This is a genomic window from Bradyrhizobium barranii subsp. apii, from assembly GCF_011516635.5.
Lineage (GTDB): Bacteria > Pseudomonadota > Alphaproteobacteria > Rhizobiales > Xanthobacteraceae > Bradyrhizobium > Bradyrhizobium barranii.
On sequence record NZ_CP096255.1, the window covers coordinates 3,530,789 to 3,550,617 of the forward strand.

Below are 19,829 nucleotides of genomic sequence, written 5' to 3' on the forward strand. Positions count from 1 at the left end.
CATTCCCCGCGAAAGCGGGGAATCCAGTACGCCGCGTCTTCTCGGTGAATCACTGGCGTCTCGGATTACTGGATCGCCCGATCAAGTCGGGCGATGACACCGAGTGAGTGGCGGGCAGCGTCACACCCTCGAAAACCAGTGCGCTTACCCGCCCTCACTTCTCCGCCAGATAAACCTCGCCCAGCAGCGACGAGTTCGACCACGGCACCTGCTTGTTCTTCGTGCTCGAGACCACTTCCGCCCGCACGCGCGTCAGCATCTGCTGAACCTCCAGCCCCGGCGTGCCGAGATGGCGGGAGAGGGCGGCGGAGAACGGCGAGTTGGCGCCTTCGCCATCGAGTGCGACCTGGCCCGGCGCGGTGGCGAACGCGATCAGCGTGCCCGCGCCCAGCGTTGCACCGGCGCCCAGGCTTGTTGGCGCTGCGAGGCCCGAAGCGCCCTCGATGCCTCGGTTGGTGCCGGCGGCTGCGACCTGCTGCGCCATCGGATTGTTGCGGCAGGCATCGAAGATCAAAATGTTGGTGCGGACCTGATCGTCGAGGCCGGCCATGATCGTGTCCATGTCAATCATCGCCTCCGTCATGCCCGCGCCCGGCTTGAGGTCGACGTCGACGGGAATGAGATAGTTGCGGCCGTCGACCTGCACGCCGTGGCCGGCATAGTAGACCAACGCGACCTGCGCCCGCGCCGCCTCGCGCAGGAAGTCGCGCGTCACTTTCTGCATCGCTGCGCGGTCGAGATCGATGCCCTTCGACACCGTGAAGCCGATGTCGCGCAGGCTCCTGGCGACGGCACGCGCATCGTTGGCCGGATTGGGCAGCGCCTTGACATGCGCATAGGCGCCGTTGCCGATCACCAGTGCCAGGCGCTTGCCGAGCGTCACCGGGGCAGGCGAGGGCGCAGGCGCCGCGCCCGTTTGATGCGGGGCCGGCTGCGTCGCCGGTGACGGCGGATCGCGCGGGATGGGTGTGAGCGCATCCGTCACCAGCGACAGCCGCACCTTGGCGGTGGCCTGGTTGGCCTTGCTGCCGGCATCGGAAGCCACGATCGCCAGCGTCGCCTTGTAGTCGTCGCGCGCATGGGCGTAGTCGCCCTTCGCCTCATAGGCCAGCGCGCGGTGGATATAGCCTGATATCAGCACGCTGTTCGGCGGCGTCATGATGTTGACGGGCGGTTTCTCTTTCGCAAGCCGGATCGCCTCGCTGCCATCGGCAATGGCGCGATCGAAATCGCCCCGCACGCGCCAGATCGCGGTGCGATTGATCAGCGGCTGCGGCAGTGTCGGGTCGAGCCGGATCGCCTGGTTGATGTCGGCAAGCGCGCCGTCGAGATCGCCGAGCGCCTCCTTCGCAATGCCGCGATTCTGGAACGAGAACGTCGATTTGGGCTGCAGCTTGATCGTGGCATCGTAGTCGGCGATCGCCTTGGCGTAGTCGCCCTTGCCGCGCCAGGCGTTGCCGCGATTGTGGAAGATCGTGCCATCAGGCGGGCCGAGCTTCAGCGCATCGTCGAAATCGGCGATCGCGATGTCGTAGTCGCCCTTGTCGTAATAGGCCGATCCCCTGAGATTGTAGACCGCTTGGCTCGGCTGGAGCCGGATCGCCTCGGTGGTGTCGGCGATGACCTTCGAATAGTCGCCCTTCTTGTTCCAGCCCACCGCGCGCCAGAAATAGATCGTCGCGAGCTGCTCGCCGCGAAACACCTTCAGCGCGACGATCTTGTTGCAGGCGTCGATCATCTGGTCTGGCGGCGTGGTGTCGGTGGTGCAGAGCGGCCCGAGCTGGCTCCGCGCCTGCGCGAAGGCGGGTGCGGCCCACAGGGTTGCTGTGAGCAGGCAGAGCGCGACGAGCAGGCGGCGCATGGCGATGGTCCCTTGAAGGAGAAGCGCTTGTTTGTTGCTCGGCGGTGCGCCGGGGTTCACGCGCTCGTCATTGGACGTGGGGTAAAGCCAAGAGAGGGTATTCCCTCAGTGGGCAGATTTTGCTACGACGCTGGTCCCAACAGTTCTGCCCACCGCTTTCCCACTCATGAAGAACGACGAAATCCTTAGCCAAATCACCGAGTTCTGCCGCAAGGCGGACATGGCGGAATCGACGTTTGGCCGGCGCGCGGTGAACGATGGGAAGCTGGTCCATCGCCTGCGCGAGGGAAAGCGCATCACGATCGACACGCTGGAGCGGATCCAGGCCTATATCGCCGCATCGACGACGGGCGGCCTGCCGCCGCCGCGGGGACTCCAGGTACCCCCGGAAAAACGCGATCCGCGCGGTAATTTCCGTTTCTTCGAGAACCGGCAAAAATACCTGCTGTTCGTCCATACCTGCAGCGAGAAGAGGGTGGTCGCCGAGCGCGTCGCGCTGGAACTCGCCAGCATCCATCCGCGCCCGCCGGCGCTGCGCATCTTCGACGCAGGCGTCGGCGACGGCACGGTGCTGGCCCGGGTGCTGCGCGCAACGCACCAGCGCTACCCGCACATGCCGTTCTACGTGGCCGGCAAGGAGCTCAGTCTCGAGGACCTGCGGCTGACGCTGGAGAGGGTCCCGGACCGCATTTTCGAGCATCCGGCGTCGGTGTTCGTGTTCACCAACATGTTCTACTCCGAGGCGCCCTGGCTCACGCCGGCATCGCCTGCGGCGGCGGCGGCCACCGTCTGGCACGAGGTTCCGTTACGTGGCGCCTCGTCAGGCGAGTTCGAGCAGCAGATCGCCGAGTTGAGGCCGTTCCTGGAGCAGAACTGGCGCGCCGCGATCAGCCCACGCACGGCCATGCCGCTCTACGAGCGGCCCGTCGTCCTGGTGCTCTACCGCGAGGACCACAGGTTCCTGCTGGATTCGACCATTCCGCGGCCGGGCCAGGCCGAGGCCAATTTCGACCTGGTCATTGCATCCCAGCCCTACCGCGCCCTGTCCTCGGTCAATTTCCGGGCAAAGCGGATCATTGCACCGCTGGCGCGGGCGCTTCGGCCGGGCGGGCGGCTGATCGGAATCCACTCCCATGGTCACGATCCCGGCATGGAAATGATCCAGGCGATCTGGCCTGGAGAAAATCCTTTCGCGGTCAGCCGTCATGAGCTATTGCGCGCCGTGAAGTACGAGCTTGGGTCGTTGGGCCGGGACCTAAATTTTAATGCTTATGCGGACAACCGTTCGATCTTCAGGTATGATATGGAAGCGCTGCCCAACGAGGTGACGGGTACCATCGGAACCTCGACGGCCTTTGCAGCGTGGAATGCGGCGGTGTATGTGGCGCAGATCGAGGACGACCGATTGACAGAAATGACTCAAAACGGCCGCACTCTGGATGCCGCCCGGGACGTGCTGCGGAAGTACAACGGGCTCTGGTTTCTCGACGAGTCCTACGTCATCTCGCGACGGCGTGATTGACATAATCCAAGGTTAAACATCGCAAACGCCCGCCAGGTTAACGGCGGAACAAGGGGTTACTGATGCGCGCGTCCTATCTCTTCACCAGCGAATCCGTGTCCGAGGGTCATCCCGACAAGGTCTGTGACCGGATCTCCGACGAAATCGTCGATCTGTTCTACCGCGAAGGGCCGAAAGCCGGCATCGATCCGTGGCAGATCCGTGCGGCCTGCGAGACGCTCGCGACCACCAACAAGGTGGTGATCGCCGGCGAGACCCGAGGTCCCGCATCCGTTACCAACGAGCAGATCGAAGGCGTCGTGCGCGCCGCGATCAAGGACATCGGCTACGAGCAGGACGGCTTCCACTGGGAGAAGGCCGACATCGAAATCCTGCTGCATCCGCAGTCGGCCGACATCGCGCAGGGCGTCGATGCGCTGCAGCCGGGCGAGGTCAAGGAAGAGGGCGCAGGCGACCAGGGCATCATGTTCGGTTACGCCACCAACGAGACGCCTGATCTGATGCCGGCGCCGATCTTCTATGCCCACAAGATCCTGCGCCTCATCTCGGAAGCGCGTCACTCTGGCCGCGAGAAGGTGCTGGGTCCGGACTCCAAGAGCCAGGTCACCGTGCAGTACGAGAACGGCAAGCCGGTCGGCGTGCGCGAGATCGTCGTGTCGCACCAGCATCTGGTCGAGGACATCTCGTCGAAGCAGATCCGCGACATCGTCGAGCCCTATGTCCGCGAGGCGCTGCCGAAGGACTGGATCACGCCGAAGACCATCTGGCACATCAATCCGACCGGCAAGTTCTACATCGGCGGTCCGGACGGCGATTCCGGCCTGACGGGCCGCAAGATCATCGTCGACACCTATGGTGGCGCGGCCCCGCATGGCGGCGGTGCGTTCTCCGGCAAGGATCCGACCAAGGTCGACCGTTCGGCGGCTTACGCGGCGCGCTACGTCGCCAAGAACATCGTCGCGGCCGGTCTCGCCGATCGCTGCACCCTCCAGCTCGCCTACGCCATCGGCGTCGCGCGTCCGCTGTCGATCTACATCGACACCCACGGCACCGGTAAGGTGTCGGAGGACCAGCTCGAGATGGCCGCCGCCAAGGCGATGGATCTCACCCCGCGCGGCATCCGCAGCCATCTCGACCTCAACCGCCCGATCTACGCGCGCACCTCGGCCTACGGCCATTTCGGCCGCACGCCCGACAACGAGGGCGGCTTCTCCTGGGAGAAGACCGACCTGGTCGAAGCGCTCAAGCGCGCGCTCTGATCACCAACGTCGTTCCGGGGCGCCGCGACAGCGGCGAACCCGGGATCCTTATCCATAATGTCGAGATTCTGGGTCCGCCTTTCTAAGGCGACCCGGAACGACCAATTCAACAACAGGACCTCCGCTATGAATGCGAAGCCCGGCTTCACCGACTACATCGTCAAGGACATTTCGCTCGCCGATTTCGGCCGCAAGGAACTCTCGCTGGCCGAGACCGAGATGCCCGGCCTGATGGCCACCCGCGAGGAGTTCGGCCCGAAGCAGCCGCTGAAGGGCGCGCGCATCGCCGGCTCGCTGCACATGACGATCCAGACCGGCGTGCTGATCGAGACGCTGGCGGCCCTCGGTGCGGACATTCGCTGGGTCTCCTGCAACATCTATTCGACGCAGGACCACGCCGCCGCGGCGATCGCCGCCGCCGGCATTCCCGTCTTCGCCGTCAAGGGCGAGACGCTGGCCGAATACTGGGACTACACCGCAAAACTGTTCGACTGGCACGGCGGCGGTCACCCGAACATGATCCTCGATGACGGCGGCGACGCCACCATGTACGTCCATCTCGGTCTGCGCGCCGAGAACGGCGACACCGCCTTCCTCGACAAGCCCGGCTCCGAGGAAGAGGAAGTCTTCTTCGCGCTCCTGAAGAAGCAGCTCAAGGAGAAGCCGAAGGGCTACTTCGCCGAGATCGCCAAGAGCATCAAGGGCGTTTCCGAAGAGACCACCACGGGCGTGCATCGTCTCTATGACATGCAGAAGGCCGGCACGCTGCTGTGGCCGGCGATCAACGTCAACGACAGCGTCACCAAGTCGAAGTTCGACAACCTCTATGGCTGCCGTGAATCGCTGGTCGACGGCATCCGTCGCGGCACCGACGTGATGATGTCGGGCAAGGTTGCGATGGTCGCGGGCTTCGGCGACGTCGGCAAGGGCTCGGCCGCGTCGCTGCGTCAGGCCGGCTGCCGCGTGATGGTCTCGGAAGTCGATCCGATCTGCGCGCTGCAGGCCGCGATGGAAGGCTACGAGGTCGTGACCATGGAAGACGCCGCGCCCCGCGCCGACATCTTCGTCACCGCGACCGGCAACAAGGACATCATCACGATCGAGCACATGCGTGCGATGAAGGATCGCGCCATCGTCTGCAACATCGGCCACTTCGACAACGAGATCCAGATCGCGGGTCTGCGTAACCTGAAGTGGACCAACATCAAGCCGCAGGTCGACGAGATCGAATTCCCCGACAAGCACCGCATCATCATGCTGTCGGAAGGCCGCCTCGTGAACCTCGGCAACGCGATGGGCCATCCGTCCTTCGTGATGTCGGCCTCCTTCACCAACCAGACGCTGGCGCAGATCGAGCTGTTCGCCAACAACAAGGACGGCAAGTACAAGAAGGAAGTCTACGTGCTGCCCAAGTCGCTGGACGAGAAGGTCGCGCGCCTCCACCTCGCCAAGATCGGCGTCAAGCTCACCGAGCTGCGCAAGGACCAGGCCGACTACATCGGCGTGAAGCAGGAAGGTCCTTACAAGTCGGACCACTACCGCTACTGAGATCGCATCCAGCTGCGACACGAAGGCCCCGGAGCGATCCGGGGCCTTTTTTTGTGGCCTCGTTGTGCTACGCTCGGAGGTAGAGCCAGAACAAGCCCGCCACTTCTGAAGCGGGTGGCCGCGTTTCCCACGTTCATTGTCAAATGCATATGGAGGGAATGCGATGTCCAGCGAAGCCAACGTTCAGTTGCTCAAGGAAGCCTATCGTCGGTGGAACGACAGCAAGGGTGGCAGCGTCGACTATTGGTTCGACAGCGTCATCGGCCCGCAGATCAAATTCGAATCGCTTCCGCAGGGGGCTCCGGCGGTGCCCTTTGCAAAGTGTTATGATGACCGCGCCCAGCTGCGTGGCTATTTCGACGGTCTGTTGGCTGACTGGAGCATGCAGCACTACACCATGAATGAATACGTCGCCCAGGGCGATGCTGTTTTCGCGCGCGGCTCAACTGCCTGGACCAACAAGAGGACCGGGAAGGTCTTTGAGACCCCGAAGGTCGATTTCTGGCGCTTCAAGGATGGCAAGGCGATCGAATTTTACGAGTACTTCGACACAGCCCTTGTCTATGACGCCGCCACCGCCTGACGGTTGCAATTCGGCGCGGCGCCGCCCATCCTGCGCCGGGGGAAGAACGTGATGACCGAAGCCAAAGAACATTTCGACGTGCTGATCGTCGGTGCCGGCCTGTCCGGCATCGGCGCGGGCTATCATCTGCAGAGCAAGTGCCCGGGCAAGAGCTACGTCATTCTCGAGGGCCGCGACTGCATCGGCGGGACCTGGGACCTGTTTCGCTATCCCGGCATCCGCTCCGACAGCGACATGTTCACGCTCGGCTATTCGTTCAAGCCGTGGACCGATCCGAAGGCGATCGCCGACGGGCCGCAGATCCTGAATTACGTGCGCGAGACAGCAGCCGAGAACGGCATCGAGACGCACATCCGCTTCCGCCATCGCGTCAAGCGCGCGTCCTGGTCCACGCCGGATGCGCGCTGGACCGTCGAGGCCGAGCGCATCACGGGCGAGGGCGCAACCGAGCTCGTGCGCTTCACCTGCAATTTCCTGTTCATGTGCTCGGGCTATTACAAATACGAGGCGGGCTATACGCCGGAGTTTGCGGGCGTGGCGGATTTCGCCGGCCGCATCGTGCATCCCCAGAAATGGACCGAGGACATCGACTACGCGGGAAACCGCGTCGTCGTGATCGGCTCGGGCGCAACCGCAGTGACGCTGGTGCCTGAGCTTGCCAAGAAGGCGGCGCAGGTCACCATGCTCCAGCGCTCGCCGACCTACGTGGTGTCGCGCCCTGCGCAGGACCCCGTCGCCAACAAATTGCGCCGCAATCTGCCGACGCGGCTTGCCTATCATGTCATCCGCTGGCGCAACGTGATGTGGGGGATGTTCTTCTTCCAGCTCAGCCGGCGCCGGCCTGCCAAGGTGAAGGAGCTGGTGCTCAAGGGCGTGCAGATGGCGCTCGGCCCCGACTACGACGTCGCGACCCATTTCACGCCGCGCTACAATCCCTGGGACCAGCGGCTGTGCCTCGTGCCGGACGGCGACCTGTTCAAGGCGATCCGCGAGCAGCGCGCGGCTATCGTCACCAACGAGATCGACACCTTTACGCGCGACGGCATTCGCCTGAAGGATGGCAGCGAGCTTGCGGCCGACATCATCGTCACCGCGACGGGGCTGGTGCTCCAGGTCGTTGGCGGTCTCGAAGTCAGCGTCGACGGCCGCGCGGTCGATTTCGCCAACACGCTGACCTACAAGGGCATGATGTATGCCGACGTGCCGAACATGGCGTCGGCCTTCGGCTATACCAACGCGTCCTGGACGCTGAAATGCGATCTCACCTGCGAATATGTCTGCCGGCTCATCAACTACATGGACCGGCACAATTTCCGCCAGTGCATGCCGCACAATGACGACCCTGAAATCACCGCGCAGCCTTCGCTCGATTTCACTTCGGGCTATGTGCAGCGCTCGGTCGCGAAGATGCCGAAGCAGGGCTCGAAGCAGCCATGGCGGCTGTACCAGAACTACGCGCTCGACATCGTCACGTTGCGATTCGGCCGGATCGACGACGGCGTGATGCAGTATTCCTGATCACGCGGCCACCTGCTTTATGCCTTGCGCGTGGTGAGCGCGAGCCCAAGATCGATCGCAAGCGCGAGCACCACGGCGGCGCCGCCAAGTCCGAACAGGACCAGATAGTCGCCACCGGTCTGCGCGTAGATCCAGGAGAAGCCGTAAGCGGCCGCTGCCTGGAACAGCGCGAAGCTCGTGGTGGCGTGGCTCCATGTCGCGCGCTGCTGCTCGGTCGAGTGCGGCACGAGCTCGTGGATACGCCCGAGCACGAGTGGCACGATACCAGGGGTGAAGCCGCCGACCACCACGCTCGATACGATCAGCGAAACCGGCGCGGTGCTGACGGTAGGTAGCAGCACGGCGGCCGCCTCGATCAGGAACGCGGCGCGCAAGGCCGGTCCGAATCCCGAGCGGTCACCGAGATGGCCGGTAACGAGCGGGCCGACGATGGCGCCGAGACCGTACAGCACCCAGTAGCGCGAGCCCGCGGCAATGCCCTGGCCGAGGCCACGCGCCACGAAGTCGACGATGAAGACCATGTGCGGCACCAGCGCCACCGCGTTGAGGCCATACTGGACCAGAAGCGCGCGGACGGCGGGCGAGGCCTGATGGGACTTCGCGTGATGCGAAGGCGCGGCATCGCTCTTGGCCTCCGCAGGCCAGTTCCACCAGCTCGCGAGTGTGAGCACGGCGGAGAGCACGCCGAGGCCATACCAGCTCTGCTGCAAGCCCTGTTGAAGGAGCAACGGCACCAGCGTGCCCGATGCCGCGACGCCAAGGCCGACGCCGGCAAAGATCACGCCGCCGACGATGCCGCGCCTCGCGGCCGATACGTGCGGCAGAATGACGGAGGCCGCCAGCACCATGATGATTCCGCCGGTGAGGCCCGACAGAAAGCGCCAGGCGAAAAACCAGGTGAACGACACCGGACTAGAGCTCGCGAAGAAGGAGAGGGTGGCAAGCAGCATCATCGCCCGCAGCGCGCGGACTGCGCCGATGCGATTGGCCAGGGCGCGTGCCGCGAGCGCGCCGGCGAGATAACCGGCGAGGTTGGCAGCGCCGAGATAAACGACGTCGGATGCGCTGAACCACTTTGCGGCGATCAGCGCCGGGATCAGCGGCGTGTAGGAAAAGCGGGCGAGGCCAAGCCCGACCAGTGATGCGGACAATCCCGCCACGGCGTATCGCCAAGCCTGCCACGAAGTCGATTGCGATTCCGATCCCGGCCGCTGATGCGGCCGGGCGTGGTGCCCAGTGTTTGCATTGAGTTCGGTCATGTCATCCTCCTGCGCACACAATGGCGCGCGGATCATCCCGTCTTTGCGGCGCGCCGGCGCCGGAAGTCCTGCACGGGCAGGCCGCCCCAACCCCAATTGTCGGTGTCGACTTCCTCGATCACGACGAAGGTGGACTCGAGCGGCTTGCCGAGCACATCGAGCAGCAACTGGCTCGATCCCTTGATCAGCGCGGCCTTCTCCTCCGCCGTGAGCGACGCCGCTCCCGGCGTCGTTCCTTCGCGGGTCACTTGAATGGTGACGATCGGCATGGTGTTTCTCCGCGCTCAGTGGCCGGCGCTCTGGCCGCCGTCGACGTGAAGGATCTCGCCGGTTACGAAGCTTGCCTGCTCGAGATAGAGCACGGCGCCAACGATGTCGGACATCTCGCCCATGTGGCCGACCGGATGCAGCGCGCCGAGCTGGGCATGCGTCGCAACGGGATGCATCGGCGACTTGATGATGCCGGGCGCCACCGCGTTCACGCGGATGCCGCGCCTGGCGTATTCGACCGCGAGCGACTTGGTCGCGGCGTTCAGCCCGCCCTTGCTCAGCGAGGCCAGCACCGACGGCACGTTCGAATTGGCCTGATCGGCCAGGGTGGTCGTGATCTGGACGACGTGACCCGAACCCTGCTTCTCCATCTCCGCAATGGCGAGCTGCGTGATGTGGAAAAAGCCCGCAACGTTGGTGCCCATCACCGCCGCATAGTCCTCGGCCGTGTACTGCGTGAACGGCTTTGCGACGAAGATGCCGGCATTGTTGACCAGCGTGTCGACGCGGCCGAAGCGCGCGACGGCCTGCGAGACCACGCGTTCCGCGGTGGCCCGGTCGGCGATATCGCCGGGAACGGCGAGGATGTCATCGTCGCCCGACGGCTTGATGGACCGCGCCGTTGCGACGACGCGATAGTTGCGATCGCGAAAACCCTGGACCAGGGCGGCGCCGATGCCCTGCGATGCACCGGTGATGATGGCGACCTTCTGCTCGATACCCATGGCTGACTCCTGTTGTTGGCTTTCAGAACCTGCGCCAGCAGCGGCTGGCTCGCGTACTGAGGTACGCCGCGGCGGCCCGGCTGCGAATACACGTTGTCCGGCAGACACTGTTACGTGGTGCGAACGAATGCCGGACCGGCCTTTGGCGGCGGTTGTCGCGGCGGGGGCGAGCGCCTAGCTTGTCACTGGAATTTGATGGGGCGACGGGTCGGCATGGATCGTCTGGATGCGATGAAGGTGTTCGTCCTTGCGGTGGACGAGGGCAGCTTGGCCGCCGCAGGACGCAAGCTCGGCCGCTCGCCGGCGGCGGTCAGCCGCGCCATCGCCTTCCTGGAGGAGCGGGTCGGCGCCGAGCTGCTGCACCGGACGACGCGATCGATCAAGCTGAGCGAGGAGGGCGAGCGCTATGTTGCGATCTGCCGTCGCGTGCTCACCGAGCTGGAGGAGGCCGACGACATCGTGGCCGGACCGCGCACGGCGCCCCGCGGCCTGCTCGCGATCACGGCGCCGGTGGTCTCGGGCGAGATGGTGCTGCGGCCGATCCTCGATGCATTTCTCGATGCCTATCCGACGGTGTCGGCGAAGCTCCTGCTGTTCGACCGTTCGGTCAATCTGATCGAGGAGGGCGTCGACATCGCGCTTCGCATCGGGCCTCTCGCGGATTCGGCGATGGTGGCGATGCGGGTCGGCGAGATCAGCCGCGTCGTGGTGGCTGCGCCGCGCTACCTGAAGCAGCACCCGCGCATCGCTGAACCCGGCGATCTCGCCAAGCACCAGATCGTGGCGATGGCGCACCTTCCCAATTCCTGGACCTTTGCGCCACCGGCCGGCTCATCGGCAGCCAGGACAGTCCAGTTCACGCCGCGGCTCGTCGTCAACAGCACCTATGCGGCGGTGGCGTCCGCGGTCGCCGGGCGCGGCGTGGCGCGGATGTATTCGTACCAGGTGGCCGAGCAGGTCGCGCGCGGCGAGCTCGAGATCGTGCTGGCCGACGATGAGGATCCGGAGATGCCCGCGCATCTGATCTGCCCGCAGGGCCGGCTCGCGGTGCCGAAGGTACGGGCCTTCACCGACTTCGCCGTGCCCCGGCTGAAGAAGCACTTTGCGCAGCTCAAGAAGAGCCTCGGTGCACGCTAGACATTGCGGCCGCACAGCGACTGCCAATGCGTTGTTTTGCGTATACGGCCGCCGGGCTGAATCGGCGATGGTTCCAGAACGGTTAACGCCGATTTAACGGATGAGCCCTAGCCTGTCTGGGCCGGGGTTACTCGCAAGGCCGAGGTGAGCCCAATGGAAGCCCAGAAGATTGCGGTCGACGCCGTCGTCGCGCTGACCGATTGCGACCGCGACGCCGTCATCGCCTTCATCCGTCGGCTCTATCTCGCCGGCGTCACCGACCCGAAGCGCCTGACCTTCAAGGGTCTCCAGGCGCTGTCGCGGGCTTGATCGAACACAATCGAATCTACTTGATGGTCGGATCGCTGATCCGGATCGAGGTGACGCGGTCCTGCCGCACCTCGAATGAGAAGGGCCATGGCTCGTACGTCCAGAGCTCCGTCTTCTCCAGCCCGCTAGGCCCGACGTGGAATGGGCCGCCGAACTGCGCCATCAGTTTGTCGGTGCTGTCGCCGAGATTGACCCGGTTGAAGCTGTAGGCGGCGACCGGTGCCTCGCCGCTGATCTGGAGCGCGACGGTGCGGTTCGCTTTCACGATGGCGGCAAGATAGGGAAACTCGCCGGTCTTGCCGAGGAAGTAGACATAGGCCGTCGCGTTGTTCGGTTGCGGCAGCCTGCGGTGCGGCTCGCCGAGCACGGCCTTGAGCGAGGTCTCCGAGATGCCGACGCCGAGCGCGCCCATGCGCTGGCAGGCAAAGCTAAGCACGTCGGGATCGGGCGGGGTGATGCGCTTACCGGCTTCGACCTTGCAGGCGAATGTCTGCCCGACCCGTAGCCACTGGCCGCGCAGCTCCGGATCCGGAGGCTTGCCGCCTTGGGGTGACGGCGAAGTGCCTTGGCCGTTCACGGGTGCGAATATTCCAAGCAGAACCAGCGCGAGCGCGGAGCCCGCCAACGACCGCCACATCCCCAGCGCACCCCGATTTTCCAACCCTGGAACCAGGATAGCACGCCGCAAACCGACCGCAACGCGGGGATTGGCGGCGGGTCAGCTACGATTTCAAATTGTGCGCGGCGCGGCTCGGGACGGCCCAATCACAACCTGCGGAACAGCCTCAGGATGCACGCCAATATCTTGCAGCTCGGGCCGGGTCGGAGTAGATCACGTCCCCGGCTGGGTCACTCGGGATTTGGGGAAATGCTGAAACAGCTTTTTGCGCCGCAACTTGTCATTCTCTATGTGCTCGCGGCTTCGACCATTTACGTTCACTTCCGCGGCAAGCAGCGGCTGCGCTTTGCGCGCCAGCTCGGCGATCACTCGACCTATCTCGCGCCCTACAACGTGCTGATGTATGCGGGCTCGGCCGTACCGAACAGCCCGGTGATCCCGGTCGAGCAGTTTCCGGAGCTGAAGCCGCTCAGCGAGAATTGGGAGACCATTCGCGACGAGGCCGTGCGCCTGTTCGACGAAGGCTTCATTCGGGCCGCCGCGAAGAACAACGACTGGGGCTTCTACTCGTTCTTCAAGAGCGGCTGGAAGCGCTTTTACTTGAAATGGTACGACGACTTCCTGCCCTCGGCGCGCACGCTGTGCCCGAAGACGGTGGAGCTGCTCAACGCGATCCCGAGCGTGCACGGCGCGATGTTCGCGATGCTACCGCCGGGCGGCAAGCTCGGCGCGCACCGCGATCCCTTCGCCGGCTCGCTGCGCTATCACCTGGGGCTCGTCACACCGAACTCGAACAAGTGCCGCATCCTCGTCGACGGCGTCGAATGCGTCTGGCGCGACGGCGAGGCCTTCATGTTCGACGAGACCTTCATCCACAGCGCGGAGAATGCGACCGACGTCAACCGCATCATCCTGTTCTGCGACGTCGAGCGCCCGATGAAGTACGGCTTCATGACCGCGATCAACCGCTGGGTCAGCCATCACATCGTCAAGGCCTCGGCGACCCAGAACGTGGACGGCGAGAGCGTTGGCGTGCTCAACAAGGTGTTCGGCAAGCTCTATGAGATCCATCTCGGCAGCCGCAAGGTCAAGGAGTGGAACCGCAACGTCTACTACACGCTGAAATATTCGCTGACGGCGCTGATCCTCGGTCTCATCGTGATGTCGACGCTGCGCTAGACCGCCCTACGAAAAACCCCGGAGCAACGCTCCGGGGTTTGTTTTTGCGGACGTTGCTGCGGCCTCACACCGGCTTCGCGCCAGTGTTGATGATCGACCCCACATGCTGCCCGCGCAGCGCCGCCGCGATCCGGCCGGGAACGAGACCGTTGACGACCTGCACGCGCGTGATGTGCCGCGCGTTGGCCATCACCTCGAGCAGCGCCGGATCGAACGGCAGCGTACCCTTCAGCTTCGCAAGCTCGGCAAAGCTCATCTCTTTCAGCAGCTCGGCCTTCTTGCCATCCGCGCCATTGGGATCGGTCGTGTAGACGCCGTCAACGTCCTCCACGATCGTGAGCCCGGCAGCGCCAAGCGCGTCGGCGAGCAGGAAGGCGCCGGTATCGGCCCGATGCAGCGGGATGCGCGCGGTCGGGAATTCATGATGGTGGTAGGGCGGGAACGCGCTGCCGACGACAGCGCGCGCCGCCTGGAGGTGGATGGCGAGCTGGCTCGCGATGGTGGGATGCTCGATGTAGGAGACACCCTCCGGCGCGAGCAGGCTTGCCAGGATGTGGCCGTTCTGGCCGGCCTCGCTGGCGGCGAGTGGTGCGAGCGAACCCACGGGAAGGCCGAGGTCGAGGCCGACGCTGTAGAGATGGCGGGCGCGGATGCCGGCGCCGGTCAGGATGAGCAGGCGATGCTCCGGCAAGAGCGACCGCAGCTCGTCGACGAGCGGGAGGATCGCTTCGTGACCGCGGTCCATGATGCGGCCGCCGATCTTGATGACCTGCAGCCAGGGCAGCAGCTTGATCGGGCGGTTGCCGGCAACGGGGCGGGTGAGATCGCTGTCGAGCAGAGTCTGGCGCGCGAGCGGCGAGGCGACGTGCTTGATCTGGTTGGTATCAGCCATGACGGTGCTCTCTTCAGCTCGCGGTGATGATGGTGCCGACGTGCTCGCCCGCGAGCGCGCGGGTGAGATTGCCGGGGACGAGGCCGTTGATGATCTGCACCTGCCGGACATGGCGCGAGGCGTTGAGCAGATCGAGCACCGGGAATTCCAGGATCGAATCCTGCAGGCCCTTGGCCTTCATCTCCGCCACCGAGATCTTCGGGATGAAGGTGGCGTTTTTCGACGTCTTGGGGTTCGCGGTGTAGAGGCCGTTCTCGTCTTTCACATAGATCATCGCCTTGCAGCCGAACTGCTCGGCGACGAGGAAGCATCCGGCGTCGGTCGGTAGGGCGGAATCACGCCCTCGGCCGCAGGCCGCATCCACAGGCTATAGGGCGGCATGCCGCTGAAGATCACCGCATTCACTTCGGCGAGGAACAGCGGCACGGACGACAGCCCGGCACTGGAGACGGCGGAGATGCCGTGCTTGGCCAGCAGCTGCCCGAGCATCGCGGCGTTCTGGTCGGCGACGGAAGCCCCGAGCTGCGACAGCACGCCGGCGGGCAGGCGGAGCCCGGCAGCGATCGAATACAGATGCCGCGCACGGGTACCGGCACCGGTGCCGATCAACAGCTTGTGCGCCTTGCGGGCGGCGACGATCTCCTCGACGACCGGATAGACCGCGGCACTGCCACGATCGATCATGCTCTGACCGCCGATCTTGATGACCGTGGCTTCCGGCAGGATGCGGAAGTCCGCTGCCTTTTCCGCTGCGGCCACAAGCTGTGGGTCGGTGAGCGAGCGCTGCATCAGCAGCCCCTCGAGCTCCGTGATCGTGTTCGACATCCGAGACATCCTCTCGTTTTCTGATGCAGTCTCTGCGGCGGACCCTTCAGCCTCGACCGCGAATCTTGCCGCACACTTCAGTCCATGGCAACAAGGTGGCCGCGATTTAGCGGCCAAACATGGAGCAGGCAATGGCCCCGTTGCCACTTGCGAACACCGAGATCGTGCAATTCTTCCGCGAGTGGTTGGATACCTTCTCAGGCTATGTCCGTGAGGTCGACTACGCTTCGGCGCGGCCGCTCTTCCATCCGGACGTGCTCGCCTTCGGCACGCATAACGATGTCATCCCGGGCCTCGACCAATGGGTTTCGTCCCAATGGAACAACGTCTGGCCGAGGACGACTGACTTCCGCTTCGTCCTCGACCAGGTCTCGATCCTGGCATCTCCCGACGGCACGATGGCGACGGTGATCGCGCCGTGGGCGAGCACGGGCTATCATCCCGATGGCAGTTCGTTTCCGCGGCCGGGTCGGGCGACGATGGTGTTTTCCAGAAGTGCTGATGGTTGGCTGTGCGTGCATTCGCACATGTCGCTCAATCGCGGTGTGCCGCAGGCGAGCCACGCCAATCGGCCGGTGAAGGCCTGGTAGAAATGCAAAAGGCCCCGGACATGTCCGGGGCCTTTCGATTTCCAGATATCGTTCAGCCTATTCCGGCTGGCCGATCGAGACCTTCATCGTGCCGACGCCGTCGACGCCGCATTCGAGCTTGTCGCCGGGCTGGAGCTGCGACACGCCGGCCGGCGTGCCCGTCATGATGATGTCGCCGGCGGCGAGCTTCACCTGCTGGGAGAGCTGCCAGATGATCTCGGGCACGTTCCAGATCAGCTCGGTGAGATCGCCCTTCTGGGCTTCCTTGCCGTTGACCGTCAGCCAGATCTTGCCCTTGGCGGGATGGCCGATCTTCGAGGCCGGCTGCACTGCGGAGCAGGGGGCCGAGCCGTCGAACGACTTGCCGATCTCCCACGGGCGCTCCTTCTTGCGCGAGGCGATCTGGAGGTCGCGGCGGGTGAGGTCGATGCCGACGGCATAGCCGTAGACATGGTCCAGCGCCTTGTCGGCGGGGATGTTGAGGCCGCCGCTCTTCATCGCGACGATCAGCTCGACCTCGTGATGTAGATCCTTGGTCAGCGGCGGATAGGGAATGGTGGCGCCGTCGGGCACCAGCATGTCGGCGTGCTTGGCGAAGAAGAACGGCGGGGCGCGCTCGTCGTTGCCCATCTCGCGGATGTGCTCGAGGTAGTTGCGGCCAACGCACCAGATGCGGCGCACCGGGTAACGGCCGCTCTCTCCGACGACGGGAAGCGAAGCCTGGGGTGGAAGCGGAATGACGTAGGAGGCGGCGTTCATGGAGCTGTCTCGCTGCTCTTGAGGTTGATGAGGAACTCTATGCGGTTGCGCTGATCGGCGCCAGAGCGCCGGCGTCGTGATGTTGCAGGCGGAAGAACGAGGCGTAGCGACCCGAGCGGCGGAGCAATTCGTCGTGGCGGCCCTGCTCGACGATCTCGCCGCCCTCGACCACCAGGATCGCATCCGCGTGCATGATGGTGTGCAGGCGGTGCGCGATCACGATCGTGGTGCGGTTCTGGCAGAGATGCTCGATCGCCTCCTGCACCTGCCGCTCGGACTCGGAATCGAGCGCGGCGGTGGCCTCGTCCAGCAGGATGATCGGCGCGTTCTTGATCAGCGCGCGTGCCACCGCGATGCGCTGGCGCTGGCCACCCGAAAGCTGCGTGCCGTGCTCGCCGACCGGCGTGTCGTAGCCGAGCGGGAAGCTCATAATGAAATCATGCGCGCAGGCGGCTTTCGCGGCATCAATGATTTGCTCTTCGGTCGCGCCGGGTTTGCCGAAGGCGATGTTGTTGCGGATGGTGTCGCGGAAGAGATAGACGTCCTGGCCGACATAGGCGGTCTGCGCGCGCAGCGATTTGCGCGAGATCGCGCCGATCGACTGACCGTCGATCACGATGTCGCCTTGCGTCACCTCGTAGAAGCGCAGCAGCAGCCCCAGCACGGTCGATTTGCCGCCGCCGGAGGGGCCGACCAGCGCGGTGACTTTTCCGGGCTCGGCAACGAAGGACATGCGGTTGAGGACGGTCTCGCCGGTCCGGTAAGAGAAGCTGACATCGCGCAGCTCGATCTTCGCTTCGGACAGCTTCAGCGCCGGCTTGTCGTCGTCGGAATGTTCGCTCGCCGGGCTGTCGACGACCTCGAGCAACATGCGCGCGCCGACGAGCTGGCTGTTCAGATCGATGTTGAGCCGCGCCAGCCGCTTGGCCGGCTCGGTCGCCATCAGGAACGCGGTCATGAAGGAGAAGAACGCGCCGGGCGTGGCGTTGAGCGCAACCACGCTGTAGCCGCCGTAGAGCAGGCAGCCGGCGACCGCGAAGCCGCCGAGCATCTCCATCAGCGGGTTGGAGCGGTTGGCGACGCGGGCCATCTTGTTGGCGTTGCGCTCGACGATCGCGATGTTCTCGTCGATGCGCTTCTGCATGGTGTCTTCGAGCGTGAATGCCTTCACCGTGCGGATGCCCTGGAGCGATTCCTGCATCGTCTCCAAGATGTCGGCGGTGCCGGTGAACTGGTTGAAGGCGAGGCCCTTGATGCGCTTGACCAGCTTGCGCAGCACCAGCATCGCCGGCGGCACCACGACGAGGCCGATGAACGACATCACCGGGTCCTGCCACACCATCACGCCGATCATGGCGAGCAGCATCATGAGGTCGCGCCCGACGGCGTTGACCAGCATGTTGAGCACGTCGGTGATGGATTTGGCGCCGGCCGTCAGCCGCGCCAGGAATTCAGACGAATGCCGTTCGGAGAAGAAGCCGACGCTCTCGCGCATCAGCTTGGCGAACAGCTGGCGCTGGTTGGTGGCGAGGATGGCGTTGGAGATCTTGGTCAGGATCACCATGTGGCCGTAGGTCGCTACGCCCTTGATGAACAGCAGGATCACCGTGATGCCCGAGAACATCGCGATGCCCGGGATGTTCTTGTCGACATAGGCCTGGTTGATGACCTGGCCGAGCACGTAGGTCGCGCCCGCGGTCGATCCGGCGGCAAGCGCCATCAGCGCGAAGGCGACGAGGTAACGCCGCCAGTAGATGATCCCCTGTTCCGTGACCAGGCGGCGAATCAGGATTGCCGCCGTATAGGGATCGTCGGTGATTTTCTTTGGAAACTGGGCCATCCGGTGTCCATTGACGGGGCAAGGAAAAGCCTGCCCGCGCGTCAGGGATCGAAGGGCCTCTGTGCCCGCTAAAGCCGCGCTTTTCAAGCCCAATTAAGGGCTTGCGCTGGGATGGAATCTAGGCCGAGACGGCGTGGCGGAGCTCGCCATGGCGCTCGCGGAACAGCTTGTCCTCCCAGGCCAGCGCGTGGGCCGCGATGGTCTCGAGGTCGTCGTATTGCGGCTTCCAGTCGAGCAGGCCGCGGATGCGGCTGGTGTCGGCGACCATGGTCATGATGTCGCCGGGCCGGCGCGGGGCGTATTGCACGGCGAAGCTGCGCCCCGAAACCCGGCGCACGGCGTCGATGGTCTCCAGCACCGAATAGCCGCGGCCATAGCCGCAATTGAGCGTCGTCGAGGCGCCGCCATTGCGCAGGTAAGCGAGTGCCGAGCGATGGGCCTGCGAGAGGTCCGAGACGTGGATGAAGTCCCGGATGCAGCTGCCGTCCTGGGTCGGATAGTCGGTGCCGAACACGTCGATCTTGGCGCGCTGGCCGGTCGCGGCCTCGACGGCGATCTTGAGCAGATGCGTGGCGCCGACGGTGGCCAGCCCGATGCGCGCCTGCGGATCGGCACCGGCGACGTTGAAATAGCGCAAGGTCACGTATTGCATGCCATAGGCGGCGGCGACGTCGTGCAGCATGATCTCGGTCATCAGCTTCGACGAGCCGTAGGGCGACAGCGGCCGCGTCGGCGCGTGCTCGGGCACCGGTACCAGGTCCGGATTGCCGTAGACGGCCGCGGTCGAGGAGAAGATGAAACGGCTGATGCCGCGCTTGACGGCGACGTTGAGCAGGTTGCGCGCGGTCATGAAGTTGTTGCGGTAGTAGCCGAGCGGATCGCGCATCGACTCCGGCACGACGACGGAGCCCGCGAAATGGATGATGCTCTCGATGTTGTGCTGGGCGATCACGCCTTCGACCAGGTTCTCGTCGCCGGCGTCGCCAATGAACAGCGGCACGCCCTCGGGCAGATAGGCGGAAAAACCGGTGGAGAGATCGTCGATCACGACGACGTCCTCGCCGGCTTCCGCCAGCGCCAGGACCGTGTGACTTCCGATATAGCCGGCGCCGCCGGTGACTAGCACAGTCATGA

The 19,829-nt window shown here is 64.8% G+C and carries 18 protein-coding genes and 1 pseudogene; 9 read left to right on the plus strand and 10 right to left on the minus strand.

Annotation, left to right across the window (positions count from 1 at the left end):
• Positions 1–154: 154 nt before the first annotated feature.
• On the minus strand, positions 155–1,861 hold the full coding sequence (locus tag HAP41_RS16810; protein ID WP_166099586.1) for a caspase family protein: 1,707 nt from the start codon (positions 1,859–1,861) through the stop codon (positions 155–157).
• 166 nt (positions 1,862–2,027) lie between these two features.
• Here HAP41_RS16810 and HAP41_RS16815 point away from each other — a divergent pair, with 166 nt between their 5' ends.
• The 5 genes from HAP41_RS16815 to HAP41_RS16835 all read left to right on the plus strand — a co-directional run bounded on the left by HAP41_RS16815 (position 2,028) and on the right by HAP41_RS16835 (position 8,291).
• A complete protein-coding gene (locus HAP41_RS16815) occupies positions 2,028–3,383 on the plus strand; it encodes a hypothetical protein (protein WP_166099582.1) in 1,356 nt (451 codons plus the stop codon).
• Between the two features lie 62 nt (positions 3,384–3,445).
• Positions 3,446–4,642: a methionine adenosyltransferase gene (gene metK / locus HAP41_RS16820; RefSeq protein WP_166099577.1), complete on the plus strand. Its 1,197-nt coding sequence runs from the start codon at positions 3,446–3,448 to the stop codon at positions 4,640–4,642.
• 126 nt (positions 4,643–4,768) lie between these two features.
• The gene (gene ahcY / locus HAP41_RS16825; protein ID WP_063982186.1) at positions 4,769–6,190 is read left to right on the plus strand and encodes an adenosylhomocysteinase; all 1,422 of its coding nucleotides are present in this window, start codon (positions 4,769–4,771) and stop codon (positions 6,188–6,190) included.
• Positions 6,191–6,353: 163 nt separating this feature from the next.
• The gene (locus HAP41_RS16830) at positions 6,354–6,773 is read left to right on the plus strand and encodes a nuclear transport factor 2 family protein (protein ID WP_166099574.1); all 420 of its coding nucleotides are present in this window, start codon (positions 6,354–6,356) and stop codon (positions 6,771–6,773) included.
• Between the two features lie 51 nt (positions 6,774–6,824).
• A complete protein-coding gene (locus tag HAP41_RS16835) occupies positions 6,825–8,291 on the plus strand; it encodes a flavin-containing monooxygenase (protein ID WP_166099569.1) in 1,467 nt (488 codons plus the stop codon).
• Positions 8,292–8,308: 17 nt separating this feature from the next.
• Here HAP41_RS16835 and HAP41_RS16840 read toward each other — a convergent pair whose 3' ends face one another.
• From HAP41_RS16840 to HAP41_RS16850, 3 genes are read right to left on the minus strand one after another with little or no spacing between them, the layout of a single operon-like run.
• Positions 8,309–9,550, minus strand: coding sequence for a YbfB/YjiJ family MFS transporter (locus tag HAP41_RS16840; protein ID WP_166099566.1), 1,242 nt, complete (start codon positions 9,548–9,550; stop codon positions 8,309–8,311).
• Between the two features lie 32 nt (positions 9,551–9,582).
• Positions 9,583–9,819 (minus strand): tautomerase family protein, encoded by a 237-nt coding sequence (locus HAP41_RS16845; RefSeq protein WP_063982190.1) that lies wholly within the window; start codon positions 9,817–9,819, stop codon positions 9,583–9,585.
• Between the two features lie 15 nt (positions 9,820–9,834).
• A complete protein-coding gene (locus HAP41_RS16850; RefSeq protein ID WP_166099560.1) occupies positions 9,835–10,545 on the minus strand; it encodes an SDR family NAD(P)-dependent oxidoreductase in 711 nt (236 codons plus the stop codon).
• A 213-nt stretch (positions 10,546–10,758) separates the two neighbouring features.
• Here HAP41_RS16850 and HAP41_RS16855 point away from each other — a divergent pair, with 213 nt between their 5' ends.
• The gene (locus HAP41_RS16855) at positions 10,759–11,682 is read left to right on the plus strand and encodes a LysR family transcriptional regulator (protein WP_166099557.1); all 924 of its coding nucleotides are present in this window, start codon (positions 10,759–10,761) and stop codon (positions 11,680–11,682) included.
• A 153-nt stretch (positions 11,683–11,835) separates the two neighbouring features.
• Entirely contained in the window at positions 11,836–11,991 is a 156-nt protein-coding gene (locus tag HAP41_RS16860; protein WP_014493894.1) for a hypothetical protein, read from the plus strand.
• A 16-nt stretch (positions 11,992–12,007) separates the two neighbouring features.
• Here HAP41_RS16860 and HAP41_RS16865 read toward each other — a convergent pair whose 3' ends face one another.
• On the minus strand, positions 12,008–12,616 hold the full coding sequence (locus HAP41_RS16865) for a hypothetical protein (RefSeq protein WP_208070480.1): 609 nt from the start codon (positions 12,614–12,616) through the stop codon (positions 12,008–12,010).
• 243 nt (positions 12,617–12,859) lie between these two features.
• On the opposite strand from HAP41_RS16865, the gene HAP41_RS16870 reads away from it, so the two are divergent.
• Positions 12,860–13,789: an aspartyl/asparaginyl beta-hydroxylase domain-containing protein gene (locus HAP41_RS16870; RefSeq protein WP_166099546.1), complete on the plus strand. Its 930-nt coding sequence runs from the start codon at positions 12,860–12,862 to the stop codon at positions 13,787–13,789.
• A 64-nt stretch (positions 13,790–13,853) separates the two neighbouring features.
• On the opposite strand, the gene HAP41_RS16875 is transcribed toward HAP41_RS16870, so the two are convergent.
• Complete coding sequence (locus HAP41_RS16875; RefSeq protein WP_166099543.1) at positions 13,854–14,681, minus strand: amino acid kinase family protein; 828 nt, start codon at positions 14,679–14,681, stop codon at positions 13,854–13,856.
• A 13-nt stretch (positions 14,682–14,694) separates the two neighbouring features.
• A pseudogene (locus HAP41_RS16880) lies at positions 14,695–15,506 on the minus strand (amino acid kinase family protein).
• A 131-nt stretch (positions 15,507–15,637) separates the two neighbouring features.
• On the opposite strand from HAP41_RS16880, the gene HAP41_RS16885 reads away from it, so the two are divergent.
• Positions 15,638–16,096 carry a YybH family protein gene (locus HAP41_RS16885; RefSeq protein WP_166099539.1) on the plus strand — a complete coding sequence of 153 codons (459 nt, stop codon included), beginning with the start codon at positions 15,638–15,640 and terminating at the stop codon, positions 16,094–16,096.
• A 57-nt stretch (positions 16,097–16,153) separates the two neighbouring features.
• Here HAP41_RS16885 and HAP41_RS16890 read toward each other — a convergent pair whose 3' ends face one another.
• From HAP41_RS16890 to galE, 3 genes are all read right to left on the minus strand, one after another.
• Complete coding sequence (locus tag HAP41_RS16890) at positions 16,154–16,855, minus strand: fumarylacetoacetate hydrolase family protein (protein WP_166099535.1); 702 nt, start codon at positions 16,853–16,855, stop codon at positions 16,154–16,156.
• Between the two features lie 37 nt (positions 16,856–16,892).
• Complete coding sequence (locus HAP41_RS16895; RefSeq protein ID WP_166099532.1) at positions 16,893–18,695, minus strand: ABC transporter ATP-binding protein; 1,803 nt, start codon at positions 18,693–18,695, stop codon at positions 16,893–16,895.
• Positions 18,696–18,813: 118 nt separating this feature from the next.
• On the minus strand, positions 18,814–19,827 hold the full coding sequence (gene galE, locus HAP41_RS16900; protein ID WP_028153516.1) for a UDP-glucose 4-epimerase GalE: 1,014 nt from the start codon (positions 19,825–19,827) through the stop codon (positions 18,814–18,816).
• Positions 19,828–19,829: the final 2 nt, after the last annotated feature.